The 14341-nt window shown below is 54.2% G+C and carries 15 protein-coding genes; 6 read left to right on the top strand and 9 right to left on the bottom strand.

The window, feature by feature from the left end; all coding sequences use genetic code 11:
• Positions 1-197 precede the first annotated feature (197 nt).
• Complete coding sequence (gene zinT, locus M989_RS12535; protein WP_064545743.1) at positions 198-851, top strand: metal-binding protein ZinT; 654 nt, start codon at positions 198-200, stop codon at positions 849-851.
• A 48-nt stretch (positions 852-899) separates the two neighbouring features.
• On the opposite strand, the gene mdtK is transcribed toward zinT, so the two are convergent.
• Positions 900-2273: an MdtK family multidrug efflux MATE transporter gene (gene mdtK / locus M989_RS12530; protein WP_064545741.1), complete on the bottom strand. Its 1374-nt coding sequence runs from the start codon at positions 2271-2273 to the stop codon at positions 900-902.
• A gap of 250 nt (positions 2274-2523) precedes the next feature.
• Here mdtK and M989_RS12525 point away from each other — a divergent pair, with 250 nt between their 5' ends.
• Positions 2524-3162, top strand: a complete 639-nt coding sequence (locus M989_RS12525) for a riboflavin synthase (protein WP_064545739.1) — start codon at positions 2524-2526, stop codon at positions 3160-3162.
• A 39-nt stretch (positions 3163-3201) separates the two neighbouring features.
• On the opposite strand, the gene cfa is transcribed toward M989_RS12525, so the two are convergent.
• Together cfa and punC are read right to left on the bottom strand one after the other, a co-directional pair.
• Positions 3202-4350, bottom strand: coding sequence for a cyclopropane fatty acyl phospholipid synthase (gene cfa, locus M989_RS12520; protein WP_064545737.1), 1149 nt, complete (start codon positions 4348-4350; stop codon positions 3202-3204).
• Positions 4351-4648: 298 nt separating this feature from the next.
• Positions 4649-5842, bottom strand: a complete 1194-nt coding sequence (gene punC, locus M989_RS12515; protein WP_064545735.1) for a purine nucleoside transporter PunC — start codon at positions 5840-5842, stop codon at positions 4649-4651.
• A gap of 112 nt (positions 5843-5954) precedes the next feature.
• On the opposite strand from punC, the gene punR reads away from it, so the two are divergent.
• Complete coding sequence (gene punR, locus M989_RS12510; protein ID WP_064545733.1) at positions 5955-6881, top strand: DNA-binding transcriptional activator PunR; 927 nt, start codon at positions 5955-5957, stop codon at positions 6879-6881.
• Positions 6882-6884: 3 nt separating this feature from the next.
• On the opposite strand, the gene purR is transcribed toward punR, so the two are convergent.
• The gene (gene purR, locus M989_RS12505) at positions 6885-7910 is read right to left on the bottom strand and encodes an HTH-type transcriptional repressor PurR (protein WP_064545731.1); all 1026 of its coding nucleotides are present in this window, start codon (positions 7908-7910) and stop codon (positions 6885-6887) included.
• Positions 7911-8204: 294 nt separating this feature from the next.
• Here purR and cydH point away from each other — a divergent pair, with 294 nt between their 5' ends.
• Positions 8205-8294: a cytochrome bd-I oxidase subunit CydH gene (gene cydH / locus M989_RS25565; RefSeq protein WP_100249952.1), complete on the top strand. Its 90-nt coding sequence runs from the start codon at positions 8205-8207 to the stop codon at positions 8292-8294.
• A gap of 160 nt (positions 8295-8454) precedes the next feature.
• Positions 8455-9621, top strand: a complete 1167-nt coding sequence (locus M989_RS12495; protein WP_064545728.1) for an MFS transporter — start codon at positions 8455-8457, stop codon at positions 9619-9621.
• Between the two features lie 79 nt (positions 9622-9700).
• Here the strand turns inward: M989_RS12495 and sodB are convergent, their stop codons facing one another.
• Complete coding sequence (sodB, locus tag M989_RS12490) at positions 9701-10282, bottom strand: superoxide dismutase [Fe] (RefSeq protein WP_064545726.1); 582 nt, start codon at positions 10280-10282, stop codon at positions 9701-9703.
• A 123-nt stretch (positions 10283-10405) separates the two neighbouring features.
• On the bottom strand, positions 10406-11221 hold the full coding sequence (locus M989_RS12485; protein WP_064545724.1) for a C40 family peptidase: 816 nt from the start codon (positions 11219-11221) through the stop codon (positions 10406-10408).
• 340 nt (positions 11222-11561) lie between these two features.
• Here M989_RS12485 and M989_RS12480 point away from each other — a divergent pair, with 340 nt between their 5' ends.
• Entirely contained in the window at positions 11562-11906 is a 345-nt protein-coding gene (locus tag M989_RS12480; protein WP_035896299.1) for a Grx4 family monothiol glutaredoxin, read from the top strand.
• 56 nt (positions 11907-11962) lie between these two features.
• On the opposite strand, the gene rnt is transcribed toward M989_RS12480, so the two are convergent.
• The 3 genes from rnt to nemA form a co-directional block, all read right to left on the bottom strand.
• Positions 11963-12610 (bottom strand): ribonuclease T, encoded by a 648-nt coding sequence (gene rnt, locus M989_RS12475; protein ID WP_064545723.1) that lies wholly within the window; start codon positions 12608-12610, stop codon positions 11963-11965.
• Between the two features lie 103 nt (positions 12611-12713).
• Positions 12714-13121 (bottom strand): lactoylglutathione lyase, encoded by a 408-nt coding sequence (gene gloA / locus M989_RS12470; protein ID WP_043000807.1) that lies wholly within the window; start codon positions 13119-13121, stop codon positions 12714-12716.
• Between the two features lie 72 nt (positions 13122-13193).
• On the bottom strand, positions 13194-14291 hold the full coding sequence (gene nemA, locus M989_RS12465) for an alkene reductase (protein ID WP_064545721.1): 1098 nt from the start codon (positions 14289-14291) through the stop codon (positions 13194-13196).
• Positions 14292-14341 lie beyond the last annotated feature (50 nt).

The raw sequence follows: 14341 nt of genomic DNA, 5'->3' as shown, positions 1-14341 counted from the left end.
TTTAGCCCGACTGGAGAACTTTTGCCCATCTCTGCTGCATTTTTCTGCGGTTCATCAAACTCCGTTGATCTCCCTCGATTTTATGACACTGCTATTTTGCTTACGGCAGCTTATCCGCAACCCTTTTTGTGACTGAGGATTGAAATTGAAAATGTTATGTTATAACGTTTTAGCCTTCATGTGGACGATAAGGATAAATGCGAGTGAAACTTCTGGGAAAAATGGTTTTGGTGGCGGGGACGCTGCTGGTAAGCGGTCAGGCGCTGTCTCATGGGCATCACGATCACGGTCAGCCGCTGTCGGAAAAGGAACAGAAGGCGGCAGAAGGCATATTTGACGTTGCCGATGTGAAAGATCGACCGCTGGAAGACTGGGATGGCATGTGGGAGTCGGTGAATCCATTGCTGCTTTCCGGCGATCTTGACCCGGTTTTCAAGCAAAAAGCCGCGAAAGATAAAAACAAAACATTTGCGCAAATTAAGGAATATTACCGCACGGGTTATGCAACTGACGTCAATATGATCGGTATTGAAAAGGGCGTGATGGAGTTTCACGTGGGTGATAAGGTCAGCGCCTGCCATTATCGCTATGCGGGGCACAAAGTCTTAACCTACGCATCAGGCAAGAAGGGCGTGCGCTATCTGTTTGAATGCCAGGACGCAAATAGCGCTGCACCGAAATACGTGCAGTTCAGCGACCATATCATTGGGCCGCGAAAATCCAGCCACTTCCATATCTTTATGGGTAACACCTCTCAGGAAGCCTTGCTGACAGAGATGGACAACTGGCCGACTTACTACCCGTACCAGTTGAGCAAAAAGCAGGTGGTGGATGAGATGCTTCACCACTAAACGCAGCGCCCCCTCCACCTTTAGAAGGTGAGAGGGCTGGCCACATTATTATCGCGCGGCGCGCTGCAGAATGACCGCTGCCGGTTGGCGCTGAAGGAAGCGCATTCTCAGCATCATCATTACTGCCGCCGATGTCAGACCAATAATAAAGCCCCACCAGAACCCCGCCGGCCCCATACGCTCAACCACCAGATCGGTCAGCGCCAGCACGTAGCCGCACGGCAGGCCCAGCACCCAGTAGGCGATAAAGGTAATAAAGAAGATTGAACGTGTATCTTTATAACCGCGCAAAATGCCGCTACCGATAACCTGGATTGAATCAGAAATCTGATACAGCGCGGCCAGCAGCATCAATTGGGCGGCCAGCGTGACGACTTCGGGATTATCGTTATACAGCAAGGCGATGTGGGTACGCATCAGGGTAGTGAATACCGCCGTACAGACGGCCATGCACACCCCAACGCCCAGGCCGGTACGTGCCGAAACCTGCGCGTCAGGCGTTGAACCCTGGCCCAGACGGAAGCCGACGCGGATGGTCACTGCCGCCGCCAGCGACATTGGCAGAACGAACATCAGCGAGCTGAAGTTGAGCGCAATCTGGTGACCGGCAACGTCAACGATCCCCAGCGGCGACACCAGCAGGGCGACAACTGCGAACAGAGTCACTTCAAAGAACAGCGCCAGCGCAATCGGCAGCCCCAGCGTGGCCAGACGCTTAAGAATGGCGAAATCCGGGCGGCTGAAACGCCCACTATGGCGAATATCGCGCATCGAACCCGCATGGCGAACGTAGTAGAGCATGCTAAAGAACATCACCCAGTAAACCGATGCGGTCGCCACGCCGCAGCCCACGCCGCCCAGCTCCGGCATGCCGAAATGACCGTAAATAAAGATGTAGTTAACCGGAATATTCACCAGCAGGCCGATAAAGCCCATGACCATACCGGGTTTTGTTTTCGCCAGCCCTTCGCACTGGTTACGCGCCACCTGGAAGCAAAGATAGCCCGGCGCCCCCCAAAGCAGTGCGCGCAGGTAGCCAACGGCTTTATCCGCCAGAGCCGGGTCGATGTTATGCATCGCGCGAATGATATGGCCAGCGTTCCACAGCACCACCATGATCAACACCGAGACAAAACCGGCCAGCCAGAAACCCTGGCGAACCTGGAGGGCGACGCGATCCCGGCGGCCGGAACCATTAAGTTGAGCAATAACCGGCGTCAGTGCCAGCAGCAGACCGTGACCAAAAAGGATCGCTGGCAGCCAGATGGAGGTACCAATAGCCACGGCGGCCATGTCGGTGGCGCTGTAGCCGCCGGCCATGACCGTATCGACAAAACCCATTGCCGTTTGGGCCACCTGCGCAAGGATAACCGGGATAGCCAGAGCTAATAACTGACGCGCTTCGCTAAAATACTTCTGCACGTGAACACCTGTATTGTTGTTATTTATTCTCGCCGTACGCGGGCACGGGAGACAGATAAGCCGCCTTAACCGGCAGCAAGAAGAATAAATAGAGGAATTACTCCGGTATTGTAGCGAGGATTTGCTATTAATCTAGTCAAAAAAAAGGGGGCGTGCCGCGGAAGGTGGCAACCTGTTTTATCAACTGCTATTGTGCGTAGCAGATGAACCGGTAGCGATACCGGTACGATGATTAACAGGAGTTAACGATATGTTCACTGGTATTGTGCAGGGCACGGCAAAAATCGTGTCCATTGATGAAAAACCTAACTTCCGCACCCACGTCGTGGCGCTGCCGGAACATATGCTGTCTGGTCTGGAAACCGGTGCCTCAGTGGCACACAACGGCTGCTGCTTAACGGTCACGGAAATCAATGGCGACCAGATTAGCTTCGACTTGATGAAAGAGACGCTGCGCATTACCAACCTGGGCGATGTAAAGGTAGGCGATCTGGTTAACGTTGAGCGAGCGGCGAAATTCAGCGATGAAATTGGCGGCCACTTAATGTCGGGTCATATTATGACTACCGCTGAAGTCGCGAAAATTCTGACCTCGGAAAACAACAAGCAGATCTGGTTCAAAATCCAGGACCCATCGCTGATGAAATATGTCCTGTATAAAGGTTTTATCGGTATTGATGGCATTAGCCTGACGGTAGGGGAAGTGACGGCGACTCGTTTCTGCGTGCACCTGATTCCGGAAACGCTGGAACGGACTACGCTTGGCAAAAAACGTCTTGGCGACCGTGTGAATATCGAGATTGACCCGCAAACTCAGGCGGTAGTCGATACCGTAGAGCGCGTGATGGCAGCAAAAGAAGCCGCGGTGACCCAGGCCGTTGCAGAGTAAAATAAAACGCCTGCACCAAAAGGCGCAGGCGCTAAAGCACTAGCGAGCGACGCGCAAACCACTCTCGACGCCACGTGAGAACATCACCTGCCATAGCTGAATATCTCGCGCGCGGAACGCACCCGCACAGGCGTTGAGATAGTAGCTAAACATCCGCTTGAATCGTTCAGAATAGTTGTCCGCGATTTCCGGCCAGCAGGCCAGGAAACGCTCGTACCAGGCCATCAGCGTGGTATCGTAGTCAGCGCCGAAGTTATGCCAGTCTTCCATCACAAAGTGAGGCTCGCTGGCGACGGCAATCTGGCGAACTGAGGGTAAACAGCCATTCGGAAAGATGTATTTGTTGATCCACGGATCGACGTTGTTATCGGTTTTCTTCGAACCAATGGTGTGCAGTAAGAACAGACCGTCGGGCTTCAGGTTGCGGTCGACGACGTTAAAATAGGTGTCGTAGTTCTTCGGACCCACGTGTTCGAACATCCCAACGGAGACGATACGGTCGAACTGGTCGTTCAGGTCGCGGTAATCCTGAAGCAGAATCTCCACATCCAGCCCTTCGCAGCGCTGCTGCGCCATTTTTTGCTGTTCAGCGGAAATCGTCACGCCTTTCACGGTCACGCCGTAGTTTTTCGCCATAAAGGCGGCCAGACCGCCCCAGCCACAGCCGATATCCAGCACCCGCATCCCCGGTTTCAGCTGCAATTTCTGGCAAATGAGATCCAGCTTGGCTTGTTGGGCCTCTTCCAGGGTTTTGGCTTCTTTCCAGTAGCCGCACGAATATTGCATAAAGGAGTCGAGCATGCGGCTGAAAAGATCGTTGCCGAGATCGTAGTGTTCTTTACCGACCTGCCACGCGCGTCTGCGGCTCTGGAGGTTAAACAGGCGAGCGCCGGCAATGCGTAGCGTATCTTTGAAATGGTGTGGGAGTTGGTTTTCTAACCCGGCACGCAGCACCTTGTCGAAGAAGATATCGAGACGATCGCATTCCCACCAACCGTCCATATAACTTTCGCCAAGACCTAACGAACCTTCTTGTAAAACACGTTTGAAAAGACGCGGATTTCTGACCTGAATATCGCAGGAGGCATTGCCGTTGATTTCAATACCTGCTCGGTTTAGCAGCTCGCTAACGATGCGATACCAGTCGTCGTCCGGTACACTTACTTCTTCTATACACGATGAGCTCATAGCTTCTCCATCCCGACCTGATGATCAGAACCTTAAAACAGCGTAGACGCTTTTTTCTGGTTTGTGAGAAATGTCACGAAAAATTCGTGAGCCTGCTATCCGACGTAGCACAGAGGAAGGGAAGAACCCCTTGCCGAAAGCCAATCCATGGTTTAACGGGAAGCTATCCTGCTCCCGCTTAATTAGTTCAATGTATATTAATTATGTGATGCCGATCCAGTATAGGACGCTAAGTGTATTGATTCAACTAAAAACTTAGCGCCCTAATCATTTCTTATGGCATTGATATGAGTGATGTTTAGGCGTGGGAACTCGCGTGCTCATTTTGACGTTCAGCACGACGTGCAGAGCGCTGCATGCGGTAGCCAATGCCGGCGAGAACCACGGTGACCAGCATCACGCTCGTGGTGGTCAGCAACGGCGTTGCAATCAGCGTTGAGACCGCCAGGCTTGCCAGGAAGCACAGCCCCAACTGCAACGTGTTCTGTAGCGCGGCTGCTCGGCCAGTTGCCTGTGGGAAGGGCTTCAGCGCCTGCGCAACGACAATGGGATAAATCGCCCCGTTGGCGGTTGCCATGATGCAGAAGGGGATCAACAGCGCGGTCAGGGAGACGCCTTCCGCGAGGCCGACGCCCCAGGTCCCGATAACGCTGAGCGCGAAGAGCACCAGCAGCCACGGCAACATTTGGCTACCCTGCCATTTTTGCAGCGCCGCGCGACAGCCATAGCCGCCAATCAGGAAGGCGATGGTTTGCGGTACATAGCTCAGACCAATCACCGTCGGGCTGTAGCCCATTTCATGCAGAATAAATGGCGAACCGGTCAGCCAGGCAAAAAAGCTGGCGGAGCAGGCGGCGTAAATCAGCACGTTGCCGCGGTAGTCCTTACTGCGCAGCAGACGAATAAACGTGAGCTTCTCTTCACTGGCGACATTTTTATTGTGGGCAGGCTTCAGACGCAGCGCTGGCAGCATCAATACCAGGGTAATGATGAACAGCGTCGCGAAGATGGCCTGCCAATCAAAGTGGGCCAGCAGCCAGCTGCCGAGCAGCGGCGCAAGCGCAGGCGACAGGCCGACCAGCGGCATAATGGTCGCAAAAATACGGTTGGTGCGATGAGCGGGATAATAGTCGGTAACCATGGCCTGCCAGGTCACCGCGGCGGCACAAACGCCAACCGCCTGCACGAAGCGCAGCACCAGCAGGGTGGTACCATCGCGGACCCACAGCATTCCAAGGCAGCCGATGGCAAAAATGGTCAAACCGCTCAGCAGGATCGGTTTTCGGCCATAGCGATCGGACAAGGGGCCCCACAGCAATTGCGCAACGGCGAAGCCCGCAAGGAACAGACTGAGACTTGCGCTGACGGCGGAAGCCGGCGTTTGCAGGTCTTGCTGAATGGCGGCAAACGCCGGTAGGTACATATCGGTCGCCAGAAAGCCCAGCACGCTCAGTCCCGCGAGCCAGACTAAAAATCCTTTCCCAGGTTGCATAAATCGCCCTTTTTATCGTAGTTCACACTGTGCCGCCGAGTGTAGAGAGTGCATTCGCGGTTGTGAAACGCTAATATTTGAGCCATGGATTCAAATTTTTTGTAGGCAGGAAATGTGGTCTGAATATTCGCTGGAAGTGGTGGATGCGGTTGCACGCAATGGTAGCTTTAGCGCCGCGGCACAGGAGCTACACCGGGTGCCCTCTGCGGTAAGCTATACGGTGCGACAGCTTGAAGAATGGCTGGCGGTGCCGTTGTTTGAGCGTCGCCATCGGGATGTTGAATTAACGCCCGCTGGAGCATGGTTCCTGAAAGAAGGCCGTTCTGTTATCAAAAAAATGCAGATCACCCGTCAGCAATGTCAGCAGATTGCTAACGGCTGGCGCGGCCAGCTGGCGATTGCTGTTGATAATATTGTCAAGCCACAGCGTACCCGCCAGCTGATTGTCGATTTTTATCGCCACTTCAGCGACGTCGAACTGATTGTCTACCAGGAAGTCTTCAACGGCGTCTGGGACGCGCTGGCGGATGGTCGCGTGGAGCTGGCGATTGGCGCGACGCAGGCAATACCGGTAGGGGGGCGCTTTGCCTTTCGTGACATGGGGATGCTCAACTGGCACTGCGTGGTAGCCAGTTCACATCCGCTAGCAAAAATGGACGGGCCGCTGAGCGATGACGTGCTGCGCAACTGGCCGTCGCTGGTGCGGGAAGATACGTCGCGATCGCTACCCAAGCGAACGACCTGGCTGCTTGATAACCAGAAAAGGGTGGTGGTGCCGGACTGGTCGTCGTCGGAAACCTGTATTTCAGCAGGGCTCTGTGCGGCGATGGTCCCAGGGCATCTGGCGCAGCCGTGGCTGGAAACCGGGGAGTGGGTAGCGCTGGAACTGGAGAACCCGTTCCCGGATGCGGCCTGTTGTCTGACCTGGCAACAGAGTGAAGCGTCGCCGGCATTAAGCTGGCTGCTGGAGTATTTGGGAGATAGCGAAACGCTAAATGAAGAGTGGCTGCGGACGCCCCTTCAGGACGCCCACAGTTAACCCTTAACGACGGTAATCGCGATACGGGCCATCGGCCACGGAGCGTCGCTCGATCAGGCGCGGATGCACCTCAATCGACTGCGACTCTTCGCGCTTGCTGACGATGCGATCCATGAGCATGTTGAAGGCCGTCTCACCGAGCGAATCTTTCGGCTGATGGATGGTGGTCAGCGCCGGGGTAAAGAAACGAGAGTTACGCACGTTATCATACCCGATCAGCGAAATATCCTGCGGCACGCGCAGCCCCATCTCGTCGGCGGCGCAAAGCGCGCCCATCGCCATGATGTCGCCGCCGCAGAAGATTGCGGTAGGGCGCGGATGCTGAGAGAGAATTTGCTGCATAGCGCGATAGCCAGACTCCGGCTCGAAGTCACCCTGGACTATCCAGTTTGCCGGAACATTGATTTGCGCTTCTTCCATGGCTTTCATAAAGCCGGCGAGGCGACCTGCACCGGTGTTACGTTCCAGCGGACCTGGAATGACGCCAATATCGCGATGCCCGCGTTCAATCAAGTAACGACCAGCCATATAGCCGCCTTCGAAAGCATTATCGATGACCGAGTCGGTAAAGTCGGCTTTGGCTTCGCCCCAGTCCATCACTACCATTGGAATATGGCGATACTCTTCCAGCATTGAGAGCAGGGATTCGGGATATTCGGAACACATCACCAGCAGGCCATCAACGCGTTTTTGCGCCATCATTGACAGATAAGCACGCTGTTTCTCGAGGTTGTTCCATGCGTTGCCAAGAATCAGGGTATAGCCTTTCTGGAAGCAGTTTTTCTCAACGGCTTCGATAATCTCAGCAAAGTAGGCCGCTTCGCTGCTGGTTGCCAGCAAACCAATTGATTTGGTGTGGTTGACTTTCAGGCTACGGGCAACGGCGCTCGGTGAATAGTGCAGTTCTTTGATCGCTGCCCACACCGCTTCCCGCGTCTCTTCGGCGACAAAACGCGTTTTGTTAATTACATGTGATACGGTTGTAGTGGAAACGTTTGCGCGCTTCGCTACATCTTTAATTGTTGCCATTCCATCTCACTCCAGACCCTGGCCTGCCCCTGATAAACTCGAAACGAAAACGTTTGCCTTTATACACCCTGACGCAATTTTGTGGATTGCGGTTCGCCAGGAAAACGATACAGGACGACAGGAGGGGGTCAATGGCCGGTACGCTTATAAATAAGCGTCGAATTTTGACGTATCCGGACGCAAAGTGGAAGAGCAAAAACCAACATCCTGCTAAATCTGTGAAGATTTTTACGATTATCTGTGCAAAAATGAGTGAGCTCAGTTTTACTGTGGTCATAAAAAGGAGAAAAATTGATGAGTACCGAACTTAAGATGTCGCTCACCACGACCGTTATTGTGCTGGGTCTGATCGTCGCCGCTGGACTTACCGCTGTTCTGCATTAATTCTTCCATGAGGGGGCGCCCGCGCCCTCATGTCTGATTGTTATCAAATTGGCAATAATCTTTTGCTGTTTTGTACACTTCTGTTTTTCTGTGATTGATGTCATGCTTTTGCCCTAAATTGCCATGCCGCGTCTGTCGTGCGGCCACCTGGAGCTTTTGCATGAAAATCAATTTTCCCTTACTCGCGCTGGCCATTGGCGCTTTTGGCATAGGGACCACCGAATTCTCGCCGATGGGTTTACTGCCGGTCATTGCAAAGGGCGTTGACGTCTCGATTCCTGCTGCCGGTATGCTGATTAGCGCCTATGCGGTTGGGGTGATGGTCGGCGCGCCTCTGATGACGCTGCTGCTTTCTCATCGCGCGCGCCGCAACGCGCTGATCTTTCTGATGGCTATTTTTACGCTTGGCAACGTGCTATCGGCTATCTCGCCGGACTACACCACCTTAATGCTGTCGCGCATTATTACCAGCCTGAACCACGGCGCGTTCTTCGGCCTGGGGTCGGTTGTGGCGGCAAGCGTCGTGCCGAAGCATAAGCAGGCCAGCGCGGTCGCGACGATGTTTATGGGCCTGACGATCGCCAATATTGGCGGCGTACCGGCGGCAACCTGGCTGGGAGAAACAATTGGCTGGCGCATGTCGTTCCTGGCGACTGCAGGACTGGGAATTATCGCCATTATCGGTCTATGGTTGTCATTGCCGAAGGGCGGGGCGGGTGAAAAACCTGACGTGAAACGTGAATTGTCGGTGCTGGTGCGCCCACAGGTGCTTTCCGCACTGTTGACTACCGTACTCGGTGCTGGCGCGATGTTTACGCTCTACACCTATATTTCACCGGTGCTGCGCACGATCGCCGATGCGACGCCGGGCTTCATTACGTTGATGTTGGTGTTGATTGGCGTTGGGTTCTCTATCGGTAACTATCTCGGTGGCAAGTTTGCCGACCGCTCAGTCAGCGGCACGCTGAAGGGATTCCTGCTGTTGTTAATGGCAATCATGCTGGCCATTCCGTTCCTTGCGCAAACGCAGGTCGGCGCCGCGTTTAGCATGGTGGTGTGGGGGGCGGCAACCTTCGCCGTGGTACCACCGTTGCAGATGCGTGTTATGCGCGTCGCGCACGAAGCGCCGGGGCTGTCGTCCTCGGTCAATATTGGGGCGTTTAATCTCGGTAACGCATTAGGTGCGGTGGCCGGTGGCGCGGTGATTTCCGGCGGACTGGGCTACAGCTTTGTACCGGTGATGGGGGCGATTGTCGCCGCGCTGGCCCTGCTGGTGGTTTTCCTGAGCGGCCGTCGTCACGGTGAAGAGGCGTTCGCCAGCCAGTAAAACAAAAACGCAGAAGGCGTCACCTTCTGCGTCACTTAGTCACCCCCGCGAAGCGCTGCAACGCGGGGGTTTTTGCTACTTACGCTGCCAGATTATCAGCGACGAATGCCCAGTTTACCAGAGCCCAGAAGTGCTCCAGATAGGTCGGACGCGCGTTGCGGTAGTCGATATAGTAAGCATGTTCCCACACGTCTACGGTCAGCAACGGCTTGGCGTCGGTCGTCAGCGGGGTGCCCGCGTTAGAGGTCGACACGATAGCCAGAGAACCGTCCGCTTTCTTCACAAGCCAGGTCCAGCCTGCGCCGAAGTTTTTCACTGCGGCATCGGTAAACTGCGCTTTGAATTCTGCGAAGCTGCCGAAGGATTTATTAATGGCTTCAGCGACAGCACCGGTCGGTTCGCCACCGGCATTTGGCGCCAGGCAGTGCCAGTAGAAAGTGTGGTTCCAAACCTGAGCGGCGTTATTGAACACGCCGCCTTCAGAAGAGCGCACGATCTCTTCCAGCGTTTTACCTTCAAACGCGGTGCCTTTGATCATGTTGTTCAGGTTGGTGACGTAAGTCTGGTGGTGTTTACCATAATGATACTCGAGCGTTTCCACGGAGATATGTGGAACAAGAGCGTCTTTGGCATACGGTAATGCAGGTAATTCGAACGACATTGCTACTCTCCTTTTATTATTGTGCACTCTCAATAACCTTGTATTGAGTAGGGATAGAGTAGCAAATTAAAAGGTGAGAGAAAAGATAAGCTTACCCCGTTTATTAACAAACGGGGTAAGTGATTAACGAATGGTCTTCGGGGTCACCACGCGGCGGGCACCAACATAATGGCGGACCCAGTAATCTTCGCTGAGCGATGTGATCTGGATGTCCTGACCGGTACGCGGCGACTGAATAAATTTGCCATTACCGACGTATACGCCGACGTGATCGGCGGTGCCGCGGCCCTGAGTGCGGAAAAAGACTAAATCGCCGCTTTCCAGCTCGCTACGATTAACCGGACGGGCGTCGCGTAAGTGGTACATTTCGTTTGCGGTACGGGGAATTCGGATATTCACCAGGTCTTTATACGCATAGTAAACCAGCCCACTGCAATCGAAGCCCGTACGCGGCGAGTTTCCTCCCCAACGATAAGGTTTTCCCAACTGGCCCATCAGCTTGTTCATCGCGGTTTTCTGCGCTTTCTGGACACGAACCTTATGCGCTTGTGCAATTGTGGTGGGTTGTGTTTCTACCGGGCTGGTGGTGCAGGTTTTCTTATGGCCTTTACGCGTCGTCTTACAGGTGGTCACCACGTTGGCGGTTTTCACCGCGCGGGTTTTCGTGGTTTTCGTTGCGGCGGTTTTGCGAGAAGTCGGGGCCGCTTTTTTAGCGACAACCGGTGTAGATTTTTTCTTAGCAACGGTGGTGGTGGTTTTTTTCTTGGTGTTGGATTTGTTAACCGTATTCTTTTTCTTACGTTCGCTGCCTTTCACCGGAAGCGACTTTTGCGCCGTGGGTGTTTTGGCATGCCCTGTAGCATGCGCCAACGGCGTGAAGGATAATGATGTAAACAACAATGCACAGAGCGTGAACGACCATTTTTTTATCTGCGCCACTGAACAACCCTCTGAGTATGCAGGCTAAATATCCTTGCCTGGGTATGGTTTACAAAACTCAACGATTCTAATCCATAAAAACACGAAATGTTAATAGTGTTTTTCACTCTAAAACTCTGTTTCGTTAGCAAGTGCAAAAAAAAACATCATTTGATACAGCTTCTGTTAAAAAATGAGCAGTTTTTTCATCTGTCTGTCGATAAACACATATTGATAAGGCAACTTTACCCATCAGACGATAAAATAGTAAGGCGTGAATAAAATGTAATTTTCTGTTCAGGCCGCAAAACGCTACAATGGCGCACTACTGCCGTAAAAAGAAGTTTGAGGAAGCAAGACAATGAGCGAAACAATTGAAAAAATTCAGCGCCAGATCGCTGAAAACCCGATCCTGCTGTACATGAAAGGTTCCCCGAAGCTGCCAAGCTGTGGTTTCTCCGCGCAGGCCGTTCAGGCACTGTCCGCCTGCGGCGAGCGCTTTGCTTATGTTGATATCCTGCAGAACCCGGACATTCGTGCGGAACTGCCAAAATACGCCAACTGGCCGACTTTCCCGCAGCTGTGGGTTGACGGCGAGCTGGTCGGCGGTTGCGACATCATCATTGAAATGTATCAGCGTGGCGAACTGCAGCCGCTGATCAAAGAAACCGCAGCGAAATATGCGGAAGAACCGAAAGCTGAGTAATCGGCTAACCGGTACTGAAACAAAAAAGCGACCCGAGGGTCGCTTTTTTTATGCCGCTACTCGTCAGCCGCGATGGGCAGCGGCCAGCCGCCCAGGCGCTTCCAGCGGTTAACGATTTCACAAAACAAGAGCGCCGTCTGCTCGGTATCGTACAGGGCAGAGTGGGCCTGGCTGCTGTCGAAATTCATACCGGCGGCGGTGCAGGCTTTAGATAATACCGTCTGTCCCAGCGCCAGCCCGCTCAGCGCAGCGGTGTCGAAGGTGACAAAGGGGTGGAACGGATTGCGCTTAAGCGAGGCGCGATCGGCGGCGGCCATCATAAAGCTGTGATCGAAAGTGGCGTTGTGCGCCACCATAATCGCGCGGTTACAATCGCTGTCTTTCATGCCTTTACGTACCATTTTGAAGATGGCATGCAGAGCATCATATTCGCTCACCGCGCCGCGCAGCGGATTATTGGGGTCGATACCGTTAAACGCCAGCGCTTCCGGTTCGAGGTTGGCGCCTTCGAACGGCTCAACGTGGAAGTGTAACGTGGTGTCCGGCATCAGCCAGCCTTGCTCATCCATTTTCAACGTAATTGCCGCTATTTCGAGCAGGGCATCCGTTTTGGCATTGAATCCGGCAGTTTCCACATCGATGACTACAGGATAAAACCCACGAAAACGGTCGCATAGACCATTAAGTTGCGCATTGTCGGACATCAGAATCTCTTAACTCAGAAAAAGTAGCGCGCATTATGGCAAATTTTGCCGCGGCTTGGAAAGGCGGGTAAAAAAACGGGTGCGCAGCCGCACCCGAGGAGAATCAGTTGCCGAGACCTTTACCGGCATCTTTTTCTTCAATCAGTTCGATTTTATAACCGTCCGGATCTTCAACAAACGCAATCACCGTGGTGCCGCCTTTGACCGGGCCAGCTTCACGGGTCACGTTGCCGCCGTTCTGGCGAATGCGTTCGCAGGCTTCCGCGGCGTTATCGACGCTCAGGGCGATATGGCCATAGGCCGTGCCCAGCTCGTATTTATCCACGCCCCAGTTATAGGTCAGCTCGATCACCGCTTCGTCGCTCTCTTCGCCGTAACCAACGAATGCCAGAGAGTACTTGTATTCAGTGTTTTCGCTGGTGCGCAGCAGCTTCATGCCCAGAACTTTGGTGTAAAAATCAATGGAGCGTTGCAGATCGCCGACGCGCAGCATGGTATGCAGTAAACGCATGATATCCCTCGTCCTTACTTATGAATAATCTCACTAGTATAGCGGCGGAACGCCGCCGCTATCAATGCAGGATCACAGCGTAGGGTAATCGGTATAACCTTCCGCTCCGCCGCCGTAGAAGCTTTCCGGGCGCTGAGGGTTGAGCTCGGCTTTGTGCTGCAGACGAGCAACCAGGTCCGGGTTAGCGATGTAGTCGCGGCCAAAGGCCACGGCATCGATTAACCCTTTTTCAATGAGCGCTTCTGCTTTTTCTGGCGTATAGGCGCCCGCACCGATAATCGGGCCGTGGAAACGGGCGCGCACTTTTTCGCGGAACGCGTCGCTGTACGGCACGCCGCCGGCCCAGTCAGGCTCTGACATGTGCAGGTAAGCAATACCGCGTTTACCCAGCTCTTCAATCAGATACAACGCATCGGCTTCTTCGTTCGGGCCGTTGTCGACGTTCTGGAAGGTACCAATCGGCGAGACGCGGATACCAATACGCTCGGCACCCCATTCTTTAATACCGGCATCAACCACTTCCAGCACCAGACGGGCGCGATTCTCAACGCTGCCGCCGTACTGGTCGGTACGGTGGTTAGAAGAAGGCGACAGGAACTGGTGCAGCAGGTAGCCGTGCGCGGAGTGTAGCTCAACCAGGTCGAAACCGGCTTCACGCGCGTTGGCAATGGCCTGGCGGAAATCGTTGACGATCCCCGGAATTTCGGCTGTCTCCAGCGCGCGCGGCATGGAGGTATCGACGCGAATCGCATGGCCATTTTCGTCACGCAGCGAGGTACGGGTATTGGCGCTCAGCGCAGAAGGTGCCACCGGAGCTTCGCCGTTTGGCTGCAGGCTGTTATGCGAAATACGGCCGGTGTGCCACAGCTGAACGGCGATACGTCCGTCTTCGGCGTGAACGCCAGCGGTGATTTTCTGCCAGGCTGCAATTTGCTCTGGGCTGTGGAGACCGGGTGCCCCCTGGTAGCCTTTAGCCTGAGCGGAGATCTGAGTGGCTTCGGTGATAATCAAGCCAGAACTCGCGCGCTGGCGATAGTATTCCGCCATCAACGGAGTAGGAATGTCGCCCGGTACAATGCTGCGCAGGCGCGTCAGCGGGGCCATAAACACGCGGTTCGGGGCGGTAACCGCACCCACTTTCAGTGGGGTAAACAGTTTTTCTTGCGACATGGTGACTCCTGAGTAGACCGGTCGTCTAGTGGTATGGGAAATAAAAACGC

It is taken from the genome of Kluyvera georgiana ATCC 51603 (assembly GCF_001654985.1).
Classification (GTDB): domain Bacteria; phylum Pseudomonadota; class Gammaproteobacteria; order Enterobacterales; family Enterobacteriaceae; genus Kluyvera; species Kluyvera georgiana.
Note: the sequence above shows the minus strand (reverse complement) of the source record. Positions and strands in the feature narration are given on the sequence as shown.

Coding starts and splice junctions, on each gene's coding strand:
- nemA (WP_064545721.1), bottom strand. CDS start 14,291: ATGTCGCAAGAAAAACTGTTTACCCCACTGAAAGTGGGTGCGGTTACC.
- M989_RS12525 (WP_064545739.1), top strand. CDS start 2,524: ATGTTCACTGGTATTGTGCAGGGCACGGCAAAAATCGTGTCCATTGAT.
- M989_RS12495 (WP_064545728.1), top strand. CDS start 8,455: ATGAAAATCAATTTTCCCTTACTCGCGCTGGCCATTGGCGCTTTTGGC.
- cfa (WP_064545737.1), bottom strand. CDS start 4,350: ATGAGCTCATCGTGTATAGAAGAAGTAAGTGTACCGGACGACGACTGG.
- cydH (WP_100249952.1), top strand. CDS start 8,205: ATGAGTACCGAACTTAAGATGTCGCTCACCACGACCGTTATTGTGCTG.
- gloA (WP_043000807.1), bottom strand. CDS start 13,121: ATGCGTTTACTGCATACCATGCTGCGCGTCGGCGATCTGCAACGCTCC.
- zinT (WP_064545743.1), top strand. CDS start 198: ATGCGAGTGAAACTTCTGGGAAAAATGGTTTTGGTGGCGGGGACGCTG.
- M989_RS12480 (WP_035896299.1), top strand. CDS start 11,562: ATGAGCGAAACAATTGAAAAAATTCAGCGCCAGATCGCTGAAAACCCG.
- punC (WP_064545735.1), bottom strand. CDS start 5,842: ATGCAACCTGGGAAAGGATTTTTAGTCTGGCTCGCGGGACTGAGCGTG.
- sodB (WP_064545726.1), bottom strand. CDS start 10,282: ATGTCGTTCGAATTACCTGCATTACCGTATGCCAAAGACGCTCTTGTT.
- rnt (WP_064545723.1), bottom strand. CDS start 12,610: ATGTCCGACAATGCGCAACTTAATGGTCTATGCGACCGTTTTCGTGGG.
- purR (WP_064545731.1), bottom strand. CDS start 7,910: ATGGCAACAATTAAAGATGTAGCGAAGCGCGCAAACGTTTCCACTACA.
- punR (WP_064545733.1), top strand. CDS start 5,955: ATGTGGTCTGAATATTCGCTGGAAGTGGTGGATGCGGTTGCACGCAAT.